The 22,517-nt window shown below is 73.7% G+C and carries 19 protein-coding genes; 5 read left to right on the forward strand and 14 right to left on the reverse strand.

Going from position 1 to position 22,517, the window contains the following annotated elements:
• Nucleotide 1: 1 nt before the first annotated feature.
• The gene (locus ACFTXQ_RS00385) at nucleotides 2-2,269 is read right to left on the reverse strand and encodes a protein kinase (RefSeq protein WP_382634163.1); all 2,268 of its coding nucleotides are present in this window, start codon (nucleotides 2,267-2,269) and stop codon (nucleotides 2-4) included.
• Between the two features lie 197 nt (nucleotides 2,270-2,466).
• Here ACFTXQ_RS00385 and ACFTXQ_RS00390 point away from each other — a divergent pair, with 197 nt between their 5' ends.
• Nucleotides 2,467-3,198 (forward strand): PQQ-binding-like beta-propeller repeat protein, encoded by a 732-nt coding sequence (locus tag ACFTXQ_RS00390; protein ID WP_382634165.1) that lies wholly within the window; start codon nucleotides 2,467-2,469, stop codon nucleotides 3,196-3,198.
• A gap of 23 nt (nucleotides 3,199-3,221) precedes the next feature.
• Nucleotides 3,222-5,669 (forward strand): WD40/YVTN/BNR-like repeat-containing protein, encoded by a 2,448-nt coding sequence (locus ACFTXQ_RS00395; RefSeq protein WP_382634168.1) that lies wholly within the window; start codon nucleotides 3,222-3,224, stop codon nucleotides 5,667-5,669.
• A gap of 6 nt (nucleotides 5,670-5,675) precedes the next feature.
• On the opposite strand, the gene ACFTXQ_RS00400 is transcribed toward ACFTXQ_RS00395, so the two are convergent.
• Together ACFTXQ_RS00400 and ACFTXQ_RS00405 are read right to left on the reverse strand one after the other, a co-directional pair.
• Nucleotides 5,676-7,928 (reverse strand): heavy metal translocating P-type ATPase, encoded by a 2,253-nt coding sequence (locus ACFTXQ_RS00400; RefSeq protein ID WP_382634170.1) that lies wholly within the window; start codon nucleotides 7,926-7,928, stop codon nucleotides 5,676-5,678.
• A 46-nt stretch (nucleotides 7,929-7,974) separates the two neighbouring features.
• Nucleotides 7,975-8,145, reverse strand: coding sequence for a hypothetical protein (locus ACFTXQ_RS00405; protein ID WP_382634173.1), 171 nt, complete (start codon nucleotides 8,143-8,145; stop codon nucleotides 7,975-7,977).
• Between the two features lie 183 nt (nucleotides 8,146-8,328).
• On the opposite strand from ACFTXQ_RS00405, the gene ACFTXQ_RS00410 reads away from it, so the two are divergent.
• Nucleotides 8,329-9,243 carry a hypothetical protein gene (locus ACFTXQ_RS00410; protein ID WP_382634176.1) on the forward strand — a complete coding sequence of 305 codons (915 nt, stop codon included), beginning with the start codon at nucleotides 8,329-8,331 and terminating at the stop codon, nucleotides 9,241-9,243.
• A 31-nt stretch (nucleotides 9,244-9,274) separates the two neighbouring features.
• Here ACFTXQ_RS00410 and ACFTXQ_RS00415 read toward each other — a convergent pair whose 3' ends face one another.
• The 8 genes from ACFTXQ_RS00415 to ACFTXQ_RS00450 form a co-directional block, all read right to left on the reverse strand.
• On the reverse strand, nucleotides 9,275-10,564 hold the full coding sequence (locus tag ACFTXQ_RS00415; protein ID WP_382634178.1) for an MDR family MFS transporter: 1,290 nt from the start codon (nucleotides 10,562-10,564) through the stop codon (nucleotides 9,275-9,277).
• A complete protein-coding gene (locus ACFTXQ_RS00420; RefSeq protein ID WP_382634181.1) occupies nucleotides 10,561-11,664 on the reverse strand; it encodes a PLP-dependent cysteine synthase family protein in 1,104 nt (367 codons plus the stop codon). Before ACFTXQ_RS00420 ends, ACFTXQ_RS00415 begins: the two co-directional genes overlap by 4 nt.
• Nucleotides 11,665-11,739: 75 nt before the next feature.
• Nucleotides 11,740-12,144, reverse strand: a complete 405-nt coding sequence (locus tag ACFTXQ_RS00425) for a hypothetical protein (RefSeq protein WP_382634182.1) — start codon at nucleotides 12,142-12,144, stop codon at nucleotides 11,740-11,742.
• 175 nt (nucleotides 12,145-12,319) lie between these two features.
• A complete protein-coding gene (locus ACFTXQ_RS00430; RefSeq protein WP_382634183.1) occupies nucleotides 12,320-12,691 on the reverse strand; it encodes a hypothetical protein in 372 nt (123 codons plus the stop codon).
• A 172-nt stretch (nucleotides 12,692-12,863) separates the two neighbouring features.
• Nucleotides 12,864-13,565, reverse strand: a complete 702-nt coding sequence (locus ACFTXQ_RS00435) for a hypothetical protein (protein ID WP_382634185.1) — start codon at nucleotides 13,563-13,565, stop codon at nucleotides 12,864-12,866.
• A gap of 209 nt (nucleotides 13,566-13,774) precedes the next feature.
• Nucleotides 13,775-14,413 carry a DUF305 domain-containing protein gene (locus tag ACFTXQ_RS00440; RefSeq protein ID WP_382634186.1) on the reverse strand — a complete coding sequence of 213 codons (639 nt, stop codon included), beginning with the start codon at nucleotides 14,411-14,413 and terminating at the stop codon, nucleotides 13,775-13,777.
• 80 nt (nucleotides 14,414-14,493) lie between these two features.
• A complete protein-coding gene (locus tag ACFTXQ_RS00445; RefSeq protein WP_382634188.1) occupies nucleotides 14,494-14,907 on the reverse strand; it encodes a DUF6153 family protein in 414 nt (137 codons plus the stop codon).
• 69 nt (nucleotides 14,908-14,976) lie between these two features.
• Nucleotides 14,977-15,819: an alpha/beta fold hydrolase gene (locus ACFTXQ_RS00450; protein WP_382634191.1), complete on the reverse strand. Its 843-nt coding sequence runs from the start codon at nucleotides 15,817-15,819 to the stop codon at nucleotides 14,977-14,979.
• A gap of 119 nt (nucleotides 15,820-15,938) precedes the next feature.
• Here ACFTXQ_RS00450 and ACFTXQ_RS00455 point away from each other — a divergent pair, with 119 nt between their 5' ends.
• Complete coding sequence (locus ACFTXQ_RS00455; RefSeq protein WP_382634193.1) at nucleotides 15,939-16,502, forward strand: YbaK/EbsC family protein; 564 nt, start codon at nucleotides 15,939-15,941, stop codon at nucleotides 16,500-16,502.
• Here the strand turns inward: ACFTXQ_RS00455 and ACFTXQ_RS00460 are convergent.
• From ACFTXQ_RS00460 to ACFTXQ_RS00470, 3 genes are all read right to left on the reverse strand, one after another.
• On the reverse strand, nucleotides 16,499-18,598 hold the full coding sequence (locus ACFTXQ_RS00460) for a SpoIIE family protein phosphatase (protein WP_382634196.1): 2,100 nt from the start codon (nucleotides 18,596-18,598) through the stop codon (nucleotides 16,499-16,501). The two genes, ACFTXQ_RS00455 and ACFTXQ_RS00460, sit on opposite strands and share 4 nt — an antisense overlap.
• Before the next feature lie 272 nt (nucleotides 18,599-18,870).
• Complete coding sequence (locus tag ACFTXQ_RS00465; protein WP_382635088.1) at nucleotides 18,871-20,376, reverse strand: M4 family metallopeptidase; 1,506 nt, start codon at nucleotides 20,374-20,376, stop codon at nucleotides 18,871-18,873.
• Between the two features lie 291 nt (nucleotides 20,377-20,667).
• Nucleotides 20,668-21,720, reverse strand: coding sequence for a M4 family metallopeptidase (locus tag ACFTXQ_RS00470; RefSeq protein ID WP_382634199.1), 1,053 nt, complete (start codon nucleotides 21,718-21,720; stop codon nucleotides 20,668-20,670).
• Nucleotides 21,721-21,938: 218 nt separating this feature from the next.
• Here ACFTXQ_RS00470 and ACFTXQ_RS00475 point away from each other — a divergent pair, with 218 nt between their 5' ends.
• The gene (locus ACFTXQ_RS00475; protein WP_382634201.1) at nucleotides 21,939-22,508 is read left to right on the forward strand and encodes a hypothetical protein; all 570 of its coding nucleotides are present in this window, start codon (nucleotides 21,939-21,941) and stop codon (nucleotides 22,506-22,508) included.
• The last annotated feature ends 9 nt before the right edge of the window (nucleotides 22,509-22,517 follow it).

Raw genomic sequence — 22,517 nt, forward strand, 5'->3', positions numbered from 1 at the left:
TTCAGGCTCCGTTCGCGTGCAGGGCGGCGACCGTCGACGTGCTCGGGCTGGACAGGACGAGCCGGCCGTCGCCGGCGGTCCAGGCCAGGCTCAGCGGATCGGTTCCCTTCCAGCCGGTGAACTTCCAGCGGAACTTGCCGTTCGAGGCGTCGAAGGCCCACAGCACGCAGTCCGCACCCATCCGGTACACGTTCCCGTCGGAGTACAGCAGCCGGGCACCGAACGCGGCCGAGTCCTTGGGCTCCGCCGGGAGCGGCACCTTCCACCTGGTCTTGCCGGTCGCGGACTCCACGGCGGACAGGGAGCAGCCGCCGTCCTTGTCCCGCCACAGGGCGTACAGGACGCTGCCCTGTTCGTCGGTGGCGATGCCGTCGCCCCGCACGGACCCGCCGACGAGGCCCGCGGCCGCCTTCCACGCCTGCTCGCCCGTCGCGGGTTCCAGGGCGGACATCGCGCCCTTCTCGTCGACGAGGACGAAGTGCCGGCTCGCGGCGGCGACCGTGAAGGGCTTGAACCGCTTCGTCCACGCGATGGCGCCCTTCGCGTCGAGCGCGACCAGTTTCTCCGAACTCGCGTACAGGGCGCCGCCGCCCGTGTGCGGCAGGGCCCAGAACAGGGGCAGCGCCTCCGCGGGGTGGTACCAGGCGGTGCCGCGCGAGCCGAGGTCGAGCGCCCACACGCCGAACTGTGCGGCCACACCGCCCTCCTGGTAGGCCATGGAGATCACGTGGGCGCGGCCGTCGCGGATGCCGCAGAAGCCGGAGACGCCCATGCCGCCCACCTCGTTCAGGGTGGCCTTCCAGGGGTCCTTGCCGTCGGCCAGGCCCACGCTGAGGACGGCGGTCCTGGGAGGGGACTTCGGGTCGGTCAGCTGGATGCCGGTGGTGCCGCCCACGTGGAGGCGGCCGCCGTCCAGGGCGGCCACCCGCGCCGGGTAGGGGCCCGTGCCGGAGAAGGTGAGGCCGTGGTCCTTGCCGTTCACCGTCCACTTGGGGCGGCCCTGCTCGTCGACCCCCCAGATCTGCTGGAGGGACACGCACGCGACGACCCCGTTCGCGGAGAGCACCTGGGTGCTGCCGCCGGGCTGGCGCACCTGCCAGGCCAGCTTCGCCTCCGGGATGGCGTCCCCCGACGGGCGGGGCGGCCCGCCGGCTCCCCGGGCGGTGTCCCGGTTCAGTGCCCACACGGTCCCCCCGCCGGCGGCGGCGAGCGTCCCGCCGGCCAGGCCGAGGAGCAGCTTGCGGCGGCTCGGGCCGCCGCCCGGTAAGGCCCCGTCCGGCGCCGTCCCGGAGCCGCCGGGGAGGACCTGCGTCGGGCCGGTGAGCGGCATGGTCGGCGCGGGGGGTGCGAGGGCGGCGGTGGGCGCCTCCGCGGGGTCCGGCCCGGGCAGCGCCGTGAGCACCGCACGCAGGGCGAGGACGTCCGCCGCGACCGGCTCGGGGAGCCACCCGGCCGAGGCGCGGGGGCGCTCGCCCTGCTCGACGTACGCGATCACCTCGCGCGGGGCGGGGCGGTCGGCGGGGTCCTTGGCGAGGCACCGCTCGATCAGTGGCCGCAGGCTCGCGGGGAGGGCGGCCAGGCCCGGTTCGGTGTGGACCACCCGGAACAGGACGGCGGCTCCCGCGCCGTCCCCGAAGGGGCTCGTGCCGCTCGCGGCGAAGGCGACCGTGGAGGCGAGGGAGAACACGTCGCTCGCCGGGGTGAGGTGCTGCCCCAGCGCCTGCTCCGGCGACATGTAGGGCGCCGAGCCGATCACCGACCCGGTGGAGGTGAGGGCCGTCCCGTCGGTGGCGCGGGCGATGCCGAAGTCGATCACGTGCGGCCCGTCCAGGGCCAGCAGGACGTTCGCCGGCTTCAGGTCCCGGTGGATCACCCCCGCGCCGTGCACCGACACCAGGGCCTCCGCGAGCCCGGCCGTCAGCATCCGCAACGCGTCCTCGGGCAGCGGGCCGTGGGCGGCGACCGCCGAGTGCAGCGAGAGGCCGACGACGAACGAGGTCGCCATCCACGGGACTTCGGCGTCCGTGTCGGCGTCCACCACCGGGGCCGTGAAGGCGCCCGACACCCGCCGGGCCGCCGCGACCTCACGCCGGAACCGGTCCCGGAAGGCCGTGTCCCGCGCCAGGTCGGGCCGTACGACCTTCACTGCCACCGTCCGGCCGCCGGCGGACCGGCCGAGGTACACCTCCCCCATGCCACCCGCGCCCAGCCTTCCGGCCAGGGCGTAGGGCCCGATCCGTAACGGATCGGCGGCACCCAGTCGTTCCATGTCTCGATTCCCCTCCCGTGGGCCCACAGGCTAGTTGGCGACGGCGTCCGTAGGTAGATCGTTCCCCGGTACCGGGGTGAAATGGGCGGCAATGGGCGCCGGCGGTTCCGGATTGCCGTGCCTCCCCGCCCGCGGGACCATGGATGCGGAGCCATGTCCTGTGGCCAGACACGACAACTCCCAGGGGATGAACCGTCGTGCCCGGTTTCCCGCGCGGTGTGGTCGACGGGGAAGGCCGCCGTGCGGTCGTGTACGACCGGGGCGGCACCCTCATCGCGCTCGACCCTGCGACCGGCGCCGTGCGGTGGCGGCACGGCAGCGGGCTGCGGCCGTGCGCCCTCCTCACCGGCGGCGGCAGCGAAGGCGCGGTGGTCGCCCTGGACTTCGAGACCTCGCGGGCGCCGCGCGTGACCGTGCTCGACGCCGCGACCGGGGAGGAGCGCCGGACCTCCGCGGAGCTCGTGTTGCCGGAGTGGGTGCGCCCCACCCTGCACGACTCCGCCGGGTTCACCGTGTCCACCGAAGAAGAAGGTGATGACCGGCTCGTGATCCGATGGAGCGCGCGGGCGTCGTACGGGGGCGGGGCGCCGCCGAGTCCGCGCGCAGCGGCCGAAGAGGCGCGCGAGGCGTACGGGGCGCTGCGCGTCGATCTGTCGGGCGACCGCCCTTCGGTACGGCCGCTGACCGAGCCGGCCGCACGGCCCCCGCCGCCGCCCGGGGCCCCGGCCCCGGGCCCGTCCGTGCTCGGCCCCGACGTGCTGGAGTACGCCCTCGTCGGCGGCCTGCGCGTCGAGCTGGCCGCGCGTGCGGGCGGGGGCGGGGAGTCCGAGGTCGTCCTGCGCGCGGTGGAGCCGCGTACCGGCGCACCCGTCTGGGAGCTGGTGCTGGACCGGACGGTCGAGAGCCGCGCCCGCAGGTTCCGCCCGTAACGCCAATCCCTCAGGAGCCCGTCATGGCCATGTCGGACAAGCAACTGGCCGAGGCCAAACACATCACCGTCGAGCAGGTGCGGTTGCTGCGCGAGAGCCGGGGGACGACGAACGCGACCCTCGAAAGCCTTCCCGAGGCGCGGATGCAGCGGGCGCTGCGGCGCCTCAACTATCCGGACATGCCCGCCGCCCGCGAGCGCTTCCGGCTCGCACAGGAGCGCGGCGACGACGGCACGGTGGCCCCGCGCGCGCTCGGGACGGCGCTCAGGCAGACGGAGTCCCGGCTGCGGAGCACCGCGCGCCGCCGGGTCACGGCGGGCGTTCCGACGGGCCCGGCCGGCGGCCGCGGGCGGGGGCGGGCGGGCCGGCCGTCGCCGACCGCCGGCATGTCCCTGACCTCCTGGGAATGGCTCGGCCCGGGCAACATCGGCGGCCGCACCCGCGGCATCGCCATCCACCCGGCCCAGCCCCGGCGGATGTGGGCCGTGAGCGCGGGCGGCGGTGTATGGCACACGAAGGACGGCGGCGCCGGCTGGGCACCCCTCGACGACTTCCTCGGGAACCTCGCCTGTTCCTGCATCGCGATGGACCCCGCCGACCCCTCGACGATCTACGTCGGCACGGGCGAGGGCTTCTCGAACGGCGACGCGCTGCGCGGCAACGGCGTGTTCCGCACGACCGACCTGACCGCCTGGGCCCCGATCGAGTCGACGCAGACCCCGGACTTCCAGTTCGTGACCCGGATCGCGGTCTCGGCGACGGGCGCCGTGCTCCTCGTGTCCACCGCGACCGGCGTCTTCCGCAGCTCCGGTCCGGCGCGGGCGCGGTGGACGCGGGTCCTGGACGTACCCGTCGGATACGTCGCGTTCGACCCGCGGGACAACGGCCGTGCGGTGGCGGGCTCGCTGGACGTGGGGGAGGCGTGGTTCAGCAGGGACGGGGGCCGCACCTGGGAAGCCGCCGGCCACGGGCAGTGGGTGGGCCGGGTGGAACTCGCGTACGCCGCGAAGGACCCGGACGTCGTGTACGCGTCGGTCCAGATGGACACCGGGGAGCTGTGGCGCTCGGAGGACGGCGGTGAGACCTACCGGCGCAGGAAGACCCGGGACCCGGAGGGGCGCAAGGCCCAGTACCTGGGCGACCAGGGCTGGTACGACAACGCGGTCTGGGCTGGTGACCCGACCGATGAGGACCTCGTCGTCGTGGGCGGGGTCAACCTGTGGCGCAGTACGGACGGCGGCGACCGGGTGGCCGAGATCAGCACCTGGTGGGACCCGGCCTCCGCGCACGCCGACCAGCACGCCATCGTCGCGCACCCCGCCTACGACGGCGTCGCCAACCGGACGGTGTTCTTCGGCAACGACGGCGGGGTGTTCAAGGCGGCGGACCTCGCGGAGGTGGGCACCGAGCCCGAGGCCCCGTTCGTGAACGGCTGGACCGAACTGGTCAACAACTACGGGGTCACGCAGTTCTTCGGCGGCGCAGGCAACACCACCAGCGGGAAGATCATCGGCGGGGCGCAGGACAACGGCACGATCTGCTTCGACCCGGCGGCCGGCACCGAGGGCTGGGTCTCGTTCTTCGGCGGGGACGGCGGATGGTGCGCGGCGGACCCGTCGGACCCGGACGTCTTCTACGGCGAGTACGTCCACCTCGCCATCCACCGCAACACCGACGGCGGCACCACGGAGGACATACCGGGCCACACCTTCATCCACGGCCAGTTCCCGAACCCGGCGACGGGCGACCTGGACTGGAAGCCGGTGCCGTTCCGCATCACGGACGCGATGAACCGCGACGCGCTGTTCATCGCGCCGTTCGTACTGGACCCGAACGATGCGAACCGGCTGCTGGCGGGCGGCCTCTCCCTGTGGCGCACGAACGACGCGAAACGGCCGAACACCGTGAACTCGGGGCCGAGCTGGCGGGCCGTCAAACCCAGCGCCGGATCCCTGATCAGCGCGATCGCGGTGGCGCCGGCCACCTCCGACGTGGTCTGGGTAGGGCACGAGAACGGCATGGTCTTCCGCACCACCAACGGCACGGCGCCCACCCCCACCTGGTCCCGCCTGGGCGTCACCGGCACCCACCCGCTGCGCCCGCGCCGCTACTGCACCTGCATCACCGTCCACCCGACGGACCCGGACACCGCCTATGTCGCCTTCGGCGGCTACGATCCGGACAACCTGTGGGTCACCCAAGACGGCGGCTCCCGCTGGGACGACCTCGCCGCCCTCCTCCCCGACGCCCCGATCCGCGCCCTCGCCCTCCACCCGCGCCGCACCGGGTTCCTCTACTGCGGCACCGAGGTCGGCCTGTTCGCGAGCGAGGACGCCGGAGCGACGTGGTCCCCGACGAACGAGGGCCCCACCAACTGCTCGGTGGACGACCTCTTCTGGATGGACGAGACCCTGGTCTGCGCCACCCACGGCCGCGGCATGTTCCGCATCGACCTCTCGGGCGTCGCGTAGGGCAGCTCAGGCGGCCCGGAAGCCGCGCAGCCGCAGGCTGTTGCCGACGACGAAGACGGAGGAGAAGGCCATGGCCGCTCCGGCGATCATCGGGTTGAGCAGTCCGGCCGCGGCGAGCGGCAGGGCGGCCACGTTGTAGGCGAAGGCCCAGAACAGGTTCGAGCGGATGGTGCCGAGGGTCTTGCGGGCGAGCCGGATGGCGTCGGCCGCGGCCCGCAGGTCTCCCCGTACGAGGGTCAGGTCGCCCGCCTCGATGGCGGCGTCGGTGCCGGTGCCCATGGCCAGGCCCAGGTCGGCCTGGGCGAGGGCGGCCGCGTCGTTGACGCCGTCGCCGACCATGGCGACGCTGCGGCCTTCGGCCTGGAGCCTCTTGACCACGTCGACCTTGTCCTGGGGCATGACCTCCGCGATGACCTCGTCGATGCCGACCTCGGCCGCGACGGCCTCGGCGACCGCCCGGTTGTCACCGGTGAGCAGGATCGGGGTCAGCCCCAGCGCGCGCAGCCGTACGATCGCCTCGGCGCTGGTCTCCTTGACGGCGTCGGCGACTTCCAGGACCGCGCGGGCCTCGCCGTCCCAGGCGACCGCGATCGCCGTGCGCCCCGCGGCCTCGGCGGCGGCCTTGGCGCGTGCCAGCGCCCCGGGCAGCTCCATGGCCCACTCGGCGAGCAGCTGCTCGCGGCCGACGAGGACGGCGTGTCCCTCGACGACGCCCTGGACACCGAGGCCCGGGACGTTGGCGAAGTCCTCGGGGGTGGGCAGCGCGCCGACCCGGGCGGCGGCGCCGGCGGCGACGGCCTGGGCGATCGGGTGCTCCGAGGCGTGCTCCAACGCGCCCGCCAGGCGCAGCACTTCGGTCTCGTCCGTGCCCTCCGCGGTGTGCACCTTCAGCAGGGTCATCCGGCCGGTGGTGACGGTTCCGGTCTTGTCCAGGACGATGGTGTCGACCTTGCGGGTGGTCTCCAGGACCTCCGGCCCCTTGATCAGGATGCCCAGCTGCGCGCCGCGGCCGGTGCCGACCATGAGGGCGGTCGGGGTGGCCAGGCCCAGGGCGCAGGGGCAGGCGATGATCAGGACGGCGACCGCGGCGGTGAAGGCGGCCGTGAGCCCGGAGCCGGAGCCGAGCCAGAACCCGAGGGTGGCCAGCGCGAGACCGATGACGACCGGCACGAACACCGCGGAAATCCTGTCGGCGAGGCGCTGGGCAGCGGCCTTGCCGTTCTGCGCGTCCTCCACCAGCCGGGCCATCCGGGCCAGTTGGGTGTCGGCGCCGACCCGCGTGGCCTCGACGACCAGACGGCCGCCGGCGTTGAGGGTGGCCCCGGTGACGGAGTCCCCGGCGGACACCTCGACGGGCACCGACTCGCCGGTCAGCATGGAGGCGTCGACCGCCGAGGAGCCCTCGACGACGGTGCCGTCGGTGGCGATCTTCTCACCGGGGCGCACCAGGAAACGGTCCCCCACCTGCAAGTCGGCCGTGGGCACGGTGACTTCGCGGCCGCCGCGCAGCACCGTGACCTCCTTGGCGCCCAGTTCGAGCAGCGCCTTGAGGGCGGCCCCGGCCTTGCGCTTGGACCGGGCCTCGAAGTAGCGGCCGGCCAGGATGAAGGCGGTGACGCCGGCCGCCGCCTCCAGGTAGATGTTGCCCGCGCCGTCGCTGCGGCCGATGGTGAGCGAGAAGGGGTGGGTCATGCCGGGCATGCCCGCCGTGCCGAAGAACAGCGCCCACAGGGACCACAGGAACGCGGCCGTCGTACCCACCGATATCAGCGTGTCCATGGTGGCCGCGCCGTGCCGGGCGTTGGTCCAGGCGGCGCGGTGGAAGGGCCAGGCGGCGTAGGTGACGACGGGCGCCGTGAGGGTCAGCGAGAGCCACTGCCAGTAGTCGAACTGGAGGGCGGGAACCATGGACAGCGCGACGACGGGCACGGCGAGGGAGACGGCGGTGACGAGCCGCTGCCGCAGGGGGCGCAGCCCGTCGGCCTCCTCCGGCTCCGCCTCCGCGGCGGCACCGCCGGCCGCGGAGGCCCGTACGGGCTCGTGCGCGGTGTAGCCGGTGGCCTCGACGGTGGCGATCAGGTCCGCCACGGAGACGTCGGCGTCGAAGGTGACCCTGGCCTTCTCGGTGGCGTAGTTGACGGTCGCCTCGACCCCGTCCATGCGGTTGAGCTTCTTCTCGATGCGAGCCGCGCACGAGGCACAGGTCATGCCGCCGATGGCGAGTTCGACGTGGGCTGCGCCGGTGGTGAGGGTGGTCATGCGTACTGCTCCTCGTGTGGGCGTGAGTGAGAGTGGGCCGGGGATGTCAGTCCCGGCCGGTGAGCGCGTAGCCCGCGTAGTCGAGCGCCGCCGAGATCGTGGCGTCGTGGAGCTCGATGGACATGGGCACGGGGGCCGCCACGTCGGTGGCCGTGGCGGTCGAGGACTCGCCGAGGGTCGTGTCGCAGCTGCCGTCGGGGCCGCAGCAGGAAGACATGGGAGCTCCTTGGTCGGAATGTACGGGTACCCTGTAGGGGTATCGCAGGAGTGGCCTCCACAGATATACCCCCCGAGGGTATGAGTGCGCAAGCGTCCGCCCGCCTTGACTTGATACCCCTCAGGGGTATGGTGACCCGTGAATCCGCCGGGCACGGCACCCACTTGGCACGGGAGAGCAGCCATGAACACCGGAATCAAGATCACCGCCTTCGCCGCGGCGCTCGCCGCGACCTTCGGGACCGCGTACGGAGTGGGGAAGGGGGTGGGCCCCACGGGCGCCCCGGCGAAGCCGGACCACGCCGGACACGCGGCGCAGGCGCAGGCGCCGGCGGGCACGGAGGCCGGGCACGGGGAGCACGACGCGGTGCCCGCGGCGCCGGCCGCGGGCGGCCTCCAGGTCTCGGAAGGCGGCTACACCCTGGCCCTCGACACCCCGAGGATCGCCGCGGGCCCGGGCGAGTTGAGGTTCGCGATCAAGGACGCGCAGGGCCGCAACGTCACCGCGTACAAGACGGAACACGGCAAGGAACTGCACTTCATCGTCGCCTCGCGCGATCTCACCGTCTACCGCCACCTGCACCCGGTACGGGCGGCCGACGGCACCTGGTCCGCACCCGTCGACCTGCCGGCGGCGGGAGGCTACAAGGCCTTCGCCGACTTCGCCCCGGCCGACGGCGGCGCGAAGGGCGTCATCCTCGGCGCGGACCTCTCGGTCCCCGGCCCCTACGAGCCGAACCCCCTGCCCCCGGCCGCCCGTACGGCGGAGGTGGACGGCTACCGGATCGCACTCGGCGGTGCCCTCGACCCCGGCAAGGCGGGCGAACTCCGGCTCACGGTCGGCAAGGACGGCAAGCCGGTCACGGACCTCGAACCGTACCTCGGGGCGTACGGCCACCTCGTCGCCCTGCGCGAGGGGGACCTCGCCTACCTGCACGTCCACCCCAACGAGGGCGGCCCCGGGCCGGACGTCTCCTTCACGGCGACGGCACCGAGCCCGGGGAACTACCGGCTCTTCCTGGACTTCCGGCACGAGGGCACGGTCCGGACGGCGGCCTTCACCGTCCAGGCGGCCGGCGGCGAGGGACGGACGCGGTGATGCGCCCGCCCCCCGGCCGCCGGTGACACGGTCAGACGGTCACGGGTTCCGACCGGGACCGCTGCGCGGGCGGCGCGAGGCGGCCGGCGCGGTGCAGCCCGTAGAGCGCGCCGCCGCACAGGAGGCCGAGCGCGCACAGCGCCAGCCACGGCAGCGCGGACATCCCGGCGTCGCGCGCGGCGTCCAGGGCCACGCCCGTGAGCAGGTTGCCCAGGGTGATGCCGACCCCGCAGATGGTGTTGTACAACCCGTAGTGCGTGGCCACGAGCCGGTCACCGGCCAGGCGGACGATCGTGTCCATCTCGAAGGGGTACGCGATCATCGTGCCCAGCGCCAGCAACAGCGCGGCCAGCGCGGCCGGTACGCAGGCCAGCAGCCATCGCCCCACCCCGCCGCCCGGCACCGGCACGGCCGAGGCCGACAGCAACGGTGTGAACGCCGCCCCCATGATCAGCAGGCCCCACACCAGGGCCCGGCCCGGTTCCATCCGGGCCTTGCACCAGGCGGTCACCCTCGTCTGGAACAGGATCGTGCTCAGCCCGGAGACGGCGAACAGCGCCGCCACCGCGGCCGTGCCGAACCGCCCTTCCCCGCCCAGGCGCCGCACCTCCAGGGGGAGGGCGAGGTAGACCTGGAAGGACATGACGTACGAGCCGGTCATGGCCGCGGAGAAGAGCAGGAACGGACGGTTGGCGAAGATCCCGCGCCACTGGGTGAGGACGCCCTCGGCGGTCTTCGTGTCCGGCGCCCGGCGGGCGGGCAGGGCCCGGATCTGCACGAGGCTCAGCACGGCGAAGATCCCCGACGCCACCAGGCAGGTCACCCGGAAGTCGACCCCGGTGAGCACCATCCCCACCAGCGGGCCGAGCAGGATCCCGGCCTGGTAGAAGACGTTGAACAGGGCGAACGCCTCCACCCTGCGCTCTCCGGCACCGGCTGCGAGGTAGGCGCGGGACGCGGGGTTGAACAGGGCCCCGGCCAGCCCCGTCGCGGCGGATGCCGCGAGCAGGGCCGGCACCGAATCCACGAGCCCCAGGACCGCGAAGCCGGCGGTGCGCAGCACCAGACCCGCGATGATCATGGGCTTGTAGCCGAGCCGGTCGGCGAGGGTTCCGCCGATCAGGAACATGCCCTGCTGGCTGAAGTTGCGGACGCCGAGGATCAGCCCGACCAGCCAGCCGGCGAGCCCCAGCGGGCCCGCCAGGTGGGTGGCCAGGTAGGGCATGAGCATGTAGAAGCCGAGGTTGATGGTGAACTGGTTCACCATCAGCAACCGGACGCTGCGCTCGTACGAACGGACCTGCGCGAGGGTTCCCTTCACCGGCCCTGCTCCCCGGTGTCGGGGGCGCCGAGGGTGAGCGGGTCCACCACCGTCGTGCAGCGCGTCCAGCGGGTGACCTCCTTCTCGTCGAGGCGGCCGATGAGGTCCGGTTCGGGCGCCGGCGGGCCGTCGAGCAGGCCGTGGGCGGCGCAGTAGTCGTCGTCGTACACGGTGCCGAGGTAGCGCTGCGGGCCGTCCGGGAAGACCGCGGCGATCCGCGTGTCCTCGGGCAGGGAGCGGGCCGTCCAGCCCGCGACCAGCGCGACCGCGCCGACGCTCCAGCCTCCGGTGGCGTAGTGGGAGCCGGCCAGCCGCCGGCAGGTCCACACGGCTTCGGCCGGGGAGACCCAGTGCACCTCGTCGAAGTTCTCGTAGGCCACGTTGCGGGGGTAGATGCTGGACCCGAGCCCGCGCATCAGCCGGGGCCGGGCCGGCTGCCCGAAGATGGTCGAGCCGATGGTGTCCACGCCGATGAGGGTCAGATCGGGATAGAGCTGGCGGAGCGTGCGGGAGATGCCCGCGGAGTGGCCGCCGGTGCCCACGCTGCACACCAGGACGTCGATGTGCCCCAGCGCGCCGGCGAGTTCGAGGGCCAGCGGGGTGTAGGCGGTGGTGTTGTCGGGGTTGTTGTACTGGTCGGGGCACCAGGAGTCCGGGTGCTGCGCCAGCAGCCGGGTGACCCGGTCGCGCCGGGCCTGCTGCCAGCCGCCGGTCGGGTGCGGTTCGGACACGACGTTGACCCGGGCCCCGTAGGCGGCGAGCAGCCGGGTCATGGAGGTCTCCAGGCCGGGGTCGGTCACGAGGGTGACCGGGTGGCCGTACACCATGCCCGCGAGGGCGAGGCCGAGCCCGAGCGTGCCGCTGGTGGACTCGATGATGCGGGCGCCGGGCTTGAGGTCGCCGCGGGCGCGGGCGCGTTCGACCATGTGGAGGCCGGGGCGGTCCTTGATGCCGCCGGGGTTGAAGCCCTCCAGCTTGGCCCAGAAGCCCCGGCCGGCCGGGGCGAGGGGCTCGGAGATCCGCAGCAGCGGGGTGTTGCCGACCAGCCCGGACAGGGCGGAGGGCATGGCTGATGACGTGTCGGTGATCGAGGGGTGCATGGCTGCGCCTTCGTTTCGGTGGTACGCGTCGGGTGCTCGTTCGGGAGCCGTGGGGACGGCTGCGGGACGAGCGGCCTAGATGCGCCACCGGCACACGACGGCGAGCGTGGTACGGCCCGGGCGGGCTATGCGGGTTCTACGGGACCCCGGCGCCGGCGCCGGCGCGTGCGCCGCGGACCGCCCTGCGGCCGGGGCCGGGAGCGGGACGAGGACCGGGCCGGTCGGGTGCGGGAACCCGCCGTCGGCGGCCTGGGCCGCCAGGCCGGGGAGGGTGCACGCGGCGCCGTGGTCGTGCAGCGGCCGCGCCGGAGCGTGCGGCTGCTCGTGTTCGGCGGCGGCTGCGGCCGGGGCCGCGAGGGAGAGGTGGCCGTGGGTGTCGCCGGAGAGGTACGAGGAGCAGTGGACGGCCGCGAGCAGCAGCCCGCTCAGCAGGCAGGCGAGCAGGGCGCGCGGCCAGGGCGCGCGAGGGTGGCGAGGCACAGTTCCTCCGTACAACAGTCACTGCCGCGCCCCGGTGGGGGCGGGAGTGTCGTCGGCGGTTCCGGTCGGCTGCGCGCGATCGCGGGTGTCGGAGCGTCAGATCTGAAGGGATCCGAACATACCGCCCCGTTACGGTCACATCCCGCAGCGCGTCGAGTGTCGTCGCAACTGCGGCCTACACCTGGAGGACGGATGGCGCCGCGGGAGGTGCCGGGACGGGACGGTCCGTCCGCTGCCGCACCCTGACGGGCGCGGGGAACCGGCCCGGAAGAACGGTCGCCGCCGGGCGCAGGGCGGGAGCGGCGAGCGGCTTGGCCGCGTCGACCACGGCCACCGCCTGCGGCGAGAGCGGCGCACAGTCGTGTGAAGGCCCGTGGTGCTCCTCGCCGGCGGCGGCGACCACGCGGGAGGCGGAGGTGGGGCTTCCCGGCTCGCTGTCGTGCGGGCACAGGAAGCCCAGGATCAGCAAGGCCAGCGCGACGACGGTCAGCCGACCCGCGGACGGGCGGATCGACCGGCCGCCGGAACGCGACCAAGCTGTAACCATGCCGTGATCATACGGGGTCGGGTGGGGGAGCCGGGGGCGCTCACGAGAAGTAGGGGCGAACAACTCACCGGCCCGGCAGGTCCCTTGGAGAAACCTACGACGCCGGACGGTGGAACCCCTGGGCCCCCGTGGCCGGTTGGCAGGCCCCGGGCGGGGGCCGTTCAGCGGCCGTTCAGTGCGCGTGGCCGTCGCCGTGGCCCGGTGCGCCGGTCGCGCTCCGCGCGGGAGCGGGGGTCGGTGCGGGGGTCGGCGGGGCCGAGGGGCCGGGGAGGGGCGTGCTTTCCGGGCCGTGGCTGTGTCCGCCCCCGCCGTCCGGCTGCCCGGCGATCGAGGAGGCGACGTAGCGGAGCCCGCCCAGGGCGAGGAGCGCGGCCATCAGCACGGCGAGTCCGGCCGGACCGAAGAGGCGCCGCCACGAGGAGTGCTCGTCCTTGATCACGTAGGCGGCGAAGGACAGCACGATTCCGATGGGGATGAGGACGGCGGCGCGGGCCGGAAAGTCCTCGAAGTGCTGGAGTCCACCGCTGAGCATGCCGATCCCGAACGAGAGCAGCAGGGAGGCCCCCATGATGCTCACCACCCGCCCGGGGGTCGGTTTGCGGTCGGCGAGGAGGAACTCGTTGAGGGCGGTGGCCGCGAGGAAGACCACGACGCCGTACACCGCTATCCGGGTGTAGCGCGCGGGGTCGAGGGGGTGGTGGACGACGGCGCCGCTGATCAACCCGGCGCCGACGAAGTAGCCGACGTAGCCGAGGTACCGGGCGAGAAGGGCCTTGCGGCGGGACCGGGCCTGGCGCAGGGCGGCGCGGCCCCCCGATCCGGACGCCGGCGCGGGGGTGATCGGGGGCGGGGTCGCGAGCTGGGCGGGGGTCATAGGGGACTCCTTGGCGCAGGGGCGGTACGTGGGATGCCGAAGGGCACGCCGGACCGCGGCGGGGCGGAAATTTCAGCCTCGCCGGCGTTTGAGGCGCGGGGGTACGGGGGCGGAGCCCCCGGGCGGCGCAGCCGGGAAGGGGCGGGGCGGGGGGAAGGCCCCGCAGGGGGTGTGGGCGATGGGCCCACACCCCCTGCGGGGGATGGTGATCAGCTCTTGCCGAGGAGCTTGTTCATCCGGGTGATCTCGGCACTCTGCGAAGAGACGATGGCGCCGGCCATGTCCTTGGCGGGCTGGTACGAGCCGCCGGACTGCTCGGTCTTCGCCATGGCGACGGCGCCCTCGTGGTGCTTGACCATCAGCTGGAGGAACGCCGTGTCGAAGGCCTTGCCGGAAGCCTTCCCCAGGCCGGCCATCTCGTCGGCCGTCATCATCCCGGACATGTCGTGCCCGCCGTGGCCGCCGCCTTCGGCGGGGACCTGCTCGCCCCACGTGGTCAGCCAGCCGGACAGGGTCCGGATCTCCGGGTCCTGGGCCTTCTTGATCTCGTCGGCGAGCGCCTTGACCTCGGCCGATTCGGCGCGCGTCGTGGCGAGGGCGGCCATCTCCACGGCCTGCCGGTGGTGGGGGATCATCCCCTGGGCGAAGGCGACGTCGGCCGCGTTGTGCGCACCCTGCTGGGAGGCGGAGGCGGAGGCGGAGGGTGAAGCGGGGGCGTTGTGGCCGCCGCTGTGGGCCGAGCCGCTGTCGGCGCTGCCGCTGCCGCCGCAGGCGGCGAGGACGAGGGCGGCGGTGGCGGTCGCGGCGACTGCGGTGGCGCGACGGACGAGGGAACGCTTGGCGGTCATGCTGGTGCTGCTCCTGGTGTGAAGGCACGCGCACGCGGGGCGTGCCGAAGATAGGGCGTTGGCCTGGGGAAAGGGCCGCCCTATATGCGCAGGAGCTGCAGTTCGCTCAGTGACGGAGGAGCGCGTCCGCCCGGGGCGACGTCGGGAACGAGCCCGTGCCCGGCCGCCGTCGGAGCGTGGACCGTGCCGGGCAGCACGGCCGGTACCGGCAGGACGGGGGAACCCGCGATGCCGGCGGCCGCGCAGGTCGCATCGGCGTGCGCGGCATGCCCGCCGCTGCCGCCGTCCGACGGATCGCCGGCGTGGACACAGCCCTCGTGTCCCGCCCCGGCCTCGGCACCGTGGTGCGCGCCGGCCGTGGTGTGTGCGGCCGCGGGCAGACTCCCCGGGCCCAGGCCGTGCATGGCGACGAGCCCGAACAGCACGCTCAGTACGAGCAACAGGCAGGAGCGCAGCCCGAAGGGCACCACCGCTCGCTTCGCCTGCCGACTCATACCCCGCATCGTAAGCGGACCCCCTCGGACCTGCGCGGCCGGGTCACCGGGCGGCCTCACCCCGCCGTGTCACAGGTCGCCCCCTCGGATGAGGGCGGCCACCCGGTCCGGATGCTCGTCGACCAGGAGGTGACCGGCGTCCGGTACGACGTGCAGGCCGGTCCCGAGGGCCGCGCGGACCGCCGGGGCGAGCCGGCGCGGCGGCAGGAAGGTGTCGTACGCGCCGGTGGCGACCAGCCGCGGAACCTCACGCGCCGGAAGTTCGGCCCTCCCGGGGGCCCCGCTCGAACGGGAGTGGCGTGCGACCAGGGTCATCCAGTCCACGAGCTCCGCGCGCGGACGCCGGCCGGGGGCGTGCATCGCCCGCAGGAGCCGCGCGCTGCGGGCCGCGGTCGGCCGTACGAACCAGGCGGCCGACGCGGCCAGCAGCCCCGGGGACAGCCGCAGCCTGCCCAGGCCTCCCGGGGACAGCAGAACGAGCCGCTCGATGCGCGGCGACGCGCTGGAGAGGGCGATGGCCGCGCCGAACGAGTGGCCGGCCACCACCGCCGGTCCCGCCGCGACCGCGTCCAGCACCTCGCTCAGCCACGTGCCGTACCAGGACAGACGGCCGCCGGAGATCCCCCGTTCCCCGGAGCTGAGACCGGGCTGCCCGGGGACGTCCGGAACGACGAGCCGGTGGCCGGCCGACACCAGGGCGGTGGCCAGGGGGAGCGACACCGCGGCGTTGAAGTTCGTCCCGGGCACGAAGACGACCGTGGTCGGGCCGGATCCTGCGATCACCGCGTGGGTCCGTGCCCCGTTGGCGGTCAACGACAGCCGCTCGTGCGCCACCGGCCACGCGTCGAGCCGTTCGCCGCACCAGCGGCGGATCTGCTCCCGGCCTGCCGTGCTGCGGTATATGGAATCCATCGGCCGAGTATCACCGCTCGGGCGGCCACCCGCGGGAAGCAGGCCGCGCCGCCCGCCGGTCGCCGGGCGCTCGCGGAGATCTGAACCGGGGGCTGCGCGCGCCCTGTTACCGTGCGGGTATGCGCGCTCCCATCGGTCCTTTCGACCCCGTCCGGCCCGCCCCCGACTGCCTCGCCGAACTGACCCGGCCGGTGGCCGAAGCGGTCCGCGCCTGGCGGGGCGCGATCCCCGCCGAGCAGATCCTCTACGTCGACACCGATCCGGAGATCGCCGACACCGCCGCCTTCGTCGAGCACTACGGGCCGGAACTGCTCGGCCAGTCCGCCAACTGCGTGGTCGTGGCCGCCAAACGCGGTGGTGAGACCAGCCTCGCGGCCTGCCTGGTGGCCTCGGCCGGCCGCGTCGACGTGAACGGCGCCGTCCGCCGCCACCTCGGAGCCCGCAAGGTGTCCTTCGCCCCGATGGCGACGGCCGTGGAGCTGACCGGAATGGAGTACGGCGGCATCACCCCGGTCGGCCTGCCGGCCGACTGGCCTCTGCTCGTGGACCCGGCGGTCGCCGACATGCCGTACGTCCTCGTCGGCAGCGGCCGCCGCCGCGGCAAGATCATCGCGCCCGGCAAGCTGTTCGCCGAGCTGCCCGGCGCCGAGCTGGTCGAGGGCCTCGCCCTCCAGGCCGTCTAGCCGAAGTCCGGGACGTAGGGGCGGACCCGGGCGATGACCAGGGCGACGTCGTCGTGGTCGTCCGGGTGGCGCAGGGAGTCCAGGAGCCGGTCGCACGTCTGCTCCAGCGTCCGGCCGCTGCCGGCGAGGAGTTCCAGCAGCAGGGACAGCCGGTCGTCGATGGGCCGGTCGCGGGTCTCGACCAGCCCGTCCGTGTACAGGACCAGCTGGTCGTCGGCCTCCATCGGGACCGTGGTCGCCTCGAAGGGGATCCCGCCCACACCCAGGGGGGTGCCCGTGGGCAGGTCGAGCAGCCGGGGCGCCCGGCCCCTGCGGATCAGGACCGGCGGCAGGTGTCCGGCGACGGCCATGCGGCACTGCGCGCGGTGCGGGTCGTAGACGGCGTAGATGCAGGTCGCGATGGTCTCGTCCAGCCCGGCGGTGGTCCGGTCGAGGTGTTCGAGCACCTGGGCGGGGTCGAGGCCCAGCTCGGCGAGCGTGCGGGTGGCGGTCCGCAGCTGGCCCATGCTGGCGGCCGCGTTGATGCCGCTGCCCATGACGTCGCCGATGACGATGGCGGTCGTGTCGTTCGGCTGCGCGAAGGCGTCGAACCAGTCGCCGCCGATCTCACTGGTGGCCGCCGCCGGCTGGTACCGGTAGGCGACCTCCAGACCCGGGGTGAGGGGCGGGTGGTGCGGAAGCAGGTGGTGCTGGAGGGCCAGCGCGGTGTGGTGCGCGTTGCGGTACCAGCGGGCGTTGTCGATGCACACCGCGGCCCGGGCGGCCAGCTCGCCCGCCAGGATGATGTCGTCGTCGTCGAAGGGCAGCGGATTGCGGGTCCGCTTGAGGTCGAGCGCCCCGAGGACCTCGCCGCGGGCGATGAGCGGCACGGCCAGATAGGAGCGCAGCCCGGCCCGGGCCAGGAGGGCGGCCGCGTCGTCGTTGCGGGCGATCCGCGAGAGGTCCCGGGCGTGCACGTGGGCCACGAGCACCGGGTGCCCGGTCGTCACGGACTGCGTGACCAGCCGGTCCGCCTCGTAGCGGGCGATGTCGCCCGGCGGGTCCGCGGCGCGCACGGCCTCGCTCGGGTAGGCGGCCGCCACGGCGAGCGCCCGGAAGACCGCCGGCCCGCGGGAGGTCATGGCCATGCTGGGACGGCCCTCCAGGACCGAGTCCAGGATGTCCACGGCCGCGATGTCGGCCAGCTCCGGAACGACGACGTCGGCCAGCTCCCGGGCGGTCTGGTCCAGGTCGAGCGTGGTGCCGATACGGACCGTCGCGTCCGCGATCATGGCGAGCCGGCGGCGGCTGTGGCCGATCTCCTTGGCCGCCTGGTGACTCTGGGTGACGTCCACCACCGAAGTCGCCACGCCCAGTACCCGGCCCGTCGCGTCCTCCAGCCGGTAGTACGAAACCGACCAGGCGTGTTCGGTGCGCTGGTCGGCGTGGGTGTGGCCGGCGGTGAACTGCTCCAGCAGCGGCGTACCGGTGGCCAGTACCTGGCGCATCGCTGCCTCGACGGCCTCCGCGTCGTCCAGGAAGGACAGGGCCTCGCGCACCCGGCGGCCGATGTGCGCGGCGGCCGGCAGCCCGTTGATGCGCTCCAGCATCGGGTTGACCAGCACGTACCGCAGATCGGTGTCCAGGACCGCGAGCCCGATCGGGGACTGCGCCACCAGGCGGGCCGACAGGGCCAGGTCCCGCTCCAGGTGCCGCAGCCGGGCCCGGTCGGTCGCGATCCCCAGGGCGTAGCGGTCCCCGCGCTCGTCCAGCAGCCTCATGTTGCGGAACTCCACGAGGCTGGTGCTGCCGTCCTTGTGCAGTACGGGGAACGCCCCGGCCCAGTCGCCCGCCCCGCCCATCACCCGCGCGAACAGCTCCATCACCAGGCCCACGTGCTCCTTGGACGCCAGCAACTGGGCGGCCGGGCGGCCCAGTGCCTCCGCCGCCGTCCAGCCGAACAGCTGCTCGGCCTGCGGGCTCCACAGGGCGATCCGCCCCTGGTCGTCGAGGACGACCGCGGCCACGTTCAGGACGTCGAGCAGCCCGCTGGGCGGCGCGAGACCGGGCGGTCTGGCGAGGTCGGCGTCAGCCCTGGGCGCATCGGCTGCATCCATCGCGATGGCTCCCTTCCGGCCGTCGGCCCGGCGCCGTGGGACCTCTGGCGGACGAGCCTCGCGGGGCTACCCACCATCGTCTCTCGGGACCCGCGGTCCTACAGCCCGCAGGGCCGGCCGCCCCGGCCGGCCCCGGGTGGAAGCGTCCGGGAAAACCCGCCCTCACCTGGGAGGATCGCAAGAACCTCCAATGCCGTCCGGTCACGGCGCGGGGCCCTGCCGGGGGCCCGGGGGATCGGCTGCGCGATCCCCCGGACGCCCCGCCGGACGGCTCAGCCGTTGACGTTGACGGCCTTCCAGGCCGCCGCCACCTGCTGGTACTCGGTTCCGTTCGCCCCGTACAGGTCGGCCGTCGCCTGCAGGGTCGCGGTGCGCGCCCCGGCGTAGTTGGTGGTCGACGTCATGTAGGTCGAGAGCGCCTTGTACCAGATCTTGTAGGCCTTGGTCCGGCCGATTCCGGTGACGGTGGAGCCGTCGTAGGTGGGCGAGTCGTAGGACACCCCGTTGACCGTCTTCGCGCCGCTGCCCTCGGACAGCAGGTAGAAGAAGTGGTTGGCGACGCCGGAGGAGTTGTGCACGTCGAGCCGGCCCACGGTCTTGGACCAGTAGTCGGCCGAGGCGCCGTCCTTGCTGGGCTTGTCCATGTAGCGCAGCGGCGTGCCGTTGCCGCGGATGTCGATCTTCTCGCCGATGAGGTAGTCGCCGATGTCGGAGGAGTTGTTGGCGAAGAACTCCACCGAGGTGCCGAAGATGTCGCTGGTGGCCTCGTTGAGGCCGCCCGACTCGCGGCTGTAGTTCAGCTTGGCCGTGGCGGCGGTCAGGCCGTGGCTCATCTCGTGTCCGGCGACGTCCAGGGACGTCAGCGGCTTCTGGTTGTTGGCGCCGTCGCCGTAGGTCATGCAGAAGCAGCTGTCGGACCAGAAGGCGTTCACGTAGGCGTTGCCGTAGTGGACGCGGGAGTAGGCGGCCTTGCCGTCCCCGGCGATGCCGTTGCGGCCGAGCTCGGACTTGTAGAAGTCCCAGGTCACGGCGGCGCCGTAGTGGGCGTCGACGGCGGCCGTCTGACGGTTCGACGGCAGCCCGTCGCCCCACTTGTCGTCCGCGTCGGTGAACAGGCTGCCCGTGGCGGTGGACGTGGCACCGTTCAGGTCGTAGGTCTTGTGGCCGCCGCGGCCGCCGTCGGTCAGGCTGTACGCCGACCCGCTCGCGGTGGTGCCGAGCGTGACCGTGCCGGAGTACTCGCTGGTCCCGGTGCCGGAGTCGATGGCCTCGTACGCGTACAGCTCGGCGCCGGTGGCGGCGTCCGTGATGACGTGGCGCTCGCTGGGGGTGCCGTCGGGCTGGGTGCCGGTCACGACGGCCTCGTAGGCGAAGACCGGCTTGCCGCTCGCGGCCCAGACGACCTGGCGGGCGCCGGCGGGGGCCTTCAGGGAGGTGCGGGCGGCGGCCGGGGCTATTCGGGCCTCGACGCCCTTGGTGGTCTTGCGGCTGCCGTCCTTCTTCTGGTGGACCACCAGGTCGCCGCCGAGGACGGGCAGTCCGGCGTACGTGCGCTCGTAGCGGGTGTGCACCGTGCCGTCGGCGTCCTTGACCACATCGCGGGCCACGAGGCGCTCCTCGTCGGCCAGGCCGATGGCGCGGGCGGTGTCCGCCGCGTTGTTCTGCGCCGCGGTGATCGCCTGGACGCGTGCGTCGGCGGTCAGTGCGAGCGCGGTGGCGCCCGCCTCCCGCTCGGCCGCCGCGTTCGCGGAGCCGCTCTGCACGGAGATGGCGACCATGGCCGCCGAGGCGACGACGGCGGCGGCGCGCAGCGCGCGGGTGCGGCTGCGGCTGCGGGTGGTGCGGGCTGAGGACGTGGGGAGGGTCACTCGTGCTCCTTCAATTGCCGTGGGGGGCTAGGTGGTTGATGACCTTGCCAGGAAGCGACGGCAGATTGACAGGTATGCAACAAGGATTTGACCTGTTGTTGTCCGGAAAGCAGGGAGCGATGTTCGCTCAGCGACCAAAAACGGAACATTCCGCTTCCCCGGACGGGGGTGGTGAGCCAAGTCCGGGGAAGCGGATGGCGATTACTGGACGCCGGGGATCTGGCGGGCCTTGAACGCGGCGCGCACGGCGTCCGCCGCGCCCGCCCCGTACATCCGCTGGGCGGTGGCGATCGTCGTCAGGGCCGCGTCCCGGAAGGAGGTGCCGGGCGCGAAGCCGAACTGCGCGTTGACGATGATGCGGTCGGCCGTACGGGCGCCCAGGGCGCCGCGGATGTCGAAGAGGGCACGGGACCAGATCTCGCCGTCGGCGTGCACCTCACCCTCCAGGTCGCCGTAGACCTTGTTCCCGTCGATACGGCGCAGGCAGTGCGGGGCCGCGCTGTACGGGACCGAGTCCCAGTCGGCGACGCACGCCAGATCGGCCCGCTGCGGCCAGCCGTACGCGGCGGCCGCGTGCGATCCGACCTCGACGGCCAGGTAGTCGCCGAAGGCCTCGCCTATCGCGCCGGCCTCGGGGGAGGTGCCGAAGCCGGGAACCTGCGCGTTGTGCACGGCGTGGCCGTACTCGTGGACGATCACCTCCGCGTCCTCGGCGTCGTCGACCCCGCCCTTGCCGAAGCGGATCTCGGCCTTCTTGTCGGAGAAGAAGGAATTGTCCGCGCCCCACTGGTTGATGCGGACCGGCTGGGCCCGGTCGTTGGCCCCGGGCAGTTCGGTGCCGAAGCCGAGGCCCTGGAGGTACTCCTGGGCTTCGTTCACCCAGAAATAGGCCATGACCTGCTCGAACTGGTCGTCGCTGCGGTTGTATACGGTCGCGCCCGCGGGGTCCGCCGAGGCGCCGGTGTCCGATCTGACGTACGCCCACCTGCCCGAAAGGCGGCCCGTGCCGTCCAGGTTGCGCAGCTCGGCCGTGGCGTAGGCCGAGGAGGGCACGGCGTCGGCGGCGTCCTTGCCGTCGGCGAGGGACTGGTCGCCGGAGGACTGGACGGGGTTGACCATGAAGACGCGGGCCCGGGGCGGCGCTGCCGACGGCGCGGCCCCGGAGGCCGAGGCCTGTCCGGTGAGGGCGAGCACGGTCAGTGCGGCGGTGGCGGCGGCCGTGGCGGTGAGACCGCGGGGTGTGCGGCGGGACATGGACATCCTCCTGTGCGGGATGCGGTGTGCCGCAGAAGCGGCACGGAACGGCGGGGTGCGGCCGTGATCCTCGCGCACCCCGCCCGCCCCGCGCCAGGCCCGCGTACCGGGAAGTTCCGCCCCAGAACACGCCATTCCGGCAGGTCAATCGGCTCCGGCGCCGCCCGCGTTGCCGCGCTTCGGTGTCATGCGGGCGCGCCGCCACCTATGCTGCGGCGGTGTCCACACCCTCCGCACCTGCCACGTACCCGCGCTCCTGCCTGGTCGTCGCCCTCCTGCTGCTCGTCGCGGCGGCCGCCGGTTTCGGGGCGTGGAGGTGGTGGGAGCGGGCGCAGGCGGGGGAGTTCACCGCCGATCCGCACTCCTGCGAGCTGGTCACCCCGGAGACGATCCACCGGCTGGTGCCGACCGCACTCGGCGGCCGGGAGGATGCCGGCGCGTGCACCTGGTCCGCCCCGCGCGTGGAGGGCACCTACCGCTCCAACGTCCACCTGCTGCCCTTCCGGCTGACCGTGGACCTGGCCCGCGAGGACCTGCGCGAGACCCGCGCCGACGAAACCGGCTGGGAGAAGGACACGGCCGAGGACGTGCCCGGGATCGGGGAAGAGGCCTTCCTCCGCTTCCGGAAGGCCCCGCCCGGCGGCCCCGCCTCGGCACAGGTCTGCTTCCGCCGCAGCAACATGGTGGTCTGGGTCGCCTACGCGCGCGCCGACGACGACCGGCGGGCCGCCCGGGCCGGCGCCATCGACGCGGCACGCGAGGCGGCCTCCCGGCTCCGCGCGGGCTGACCGGCGGCG

This window comes from Streptomyces sp. NPDC057010, assembly GCF_042673805.1.
Classification (GTDB): Bacteria; Actinomycetota; Actinomycetes; order Streptomycetales; family Streptomycetaceae; genus Streptomyces.

Coding starts and splice junctions, on each gene's coding strand:
- ACFTXQ_RS00385 (WP_382634163.1), bottom strand. CDS start 2,269: ATGGAACGACTGGGTGCCGCCGATCCGTTACGGATCGGGCCCTACGCC.
- ACFTXQ_RS00395 (WP_382634168.1), top strand. CDS start 3,222: ATGGCCATGTCGGACAAGCAACTGGCCGAGGCCAAACACATCACCGTC.
- ACFTXQ_RS00400 (WP_382634170.1), bottom strand. CDS start 7,928: ATGACCACCCTCACCACCGGCGCAGCCCACGTCGAACTCGCCATCGGC.
- ACFTXQ_RS00405 (WP_382634173.1), bottom strand. CDS start 8,145: ATGTCTTCCTGCTGCGGCCCCGACGGCAGCTGCGACACGACCCTCGGC.
- ACFTXQ_RS00410 (WP_382634176.1), top strand. CDS start 8,329: ATGAACACCGGAATCAAGATCACCGCCTTCGCCGCGGCGCTCGCCGCG.
- ACFTXQ_RS00420 (WP_382634181.1), bottom strand. CDS start 11,664: ATGCACCCCTCGATCACCGACACGTCATCAGCCATGCCCTCCGCCCTG.
- ACFTXQ_RS00430 (WP_382634183.1), bottom strand. CDS start 12,691: ATGGTTACAGCTTGGTCGCGTTCCGGCGGCCGGTCGATCCGCCCGTCC.
- ACFTXQ_RS00435 (WP_382634185.1), bottom strand. CDS start 13,565: ATGACCCCCGCCCAGCTCGCGACCCCGCCCCCGATCACCCCCGCGCCG.
- ACFTXQ_RS00440 (WP_382634186.1), bottom strand. CDS start 14,413: ATGACCGCCAAGCGTTCCCTCGTCCGTCGCGCCACCGCAGTCGCCGCG.
- ACFTXQ_RS00445 (WP_382634188.1), bottom strand. CDS start 14,907: ATGAGTCGGCAGGCGAAGCGAGCGGTGGTGCCCTTCGGGCTGCGCTCC.
- ACFTXQ_RS00450 (WP_382634191.1), bottom strand. CDS start 15,819: ATGGATTCCATATACCGCAGCACGGCAGGCCGGGAGCAGATCCGCCGC.
- ACFTXQ_RS00455 (WP_382634193.1), top strand. CDS start 15,939: ATGCGCGCTCCCATCGGTCCTTTCGACCCCGTCCGGCCCGCCCCCGAC.
- ACFTXQ_RS00460 (WP_382634196.1), bottom strand. CDS start 18,598: ATGGATGCAGCCGATGCGCCCAGGGCTGACGCCGACCTCGCCAGACCG.
- ACFTXQ_RS00465 (WP_382635088.1), bottom strand. CDS start 20,376: ATGGTCGCCATCTCCGTGCAGAGCGGCTCCGCGAACGCGGCGGCCGAG.
- ACFTXQ_RS00470 (WP_382634199.1), bottom strand. CDS start 21,720: ATGTCCCGCCGCACACCCCGCGGTCTCACCGCCACGGCCGCCGCCACC.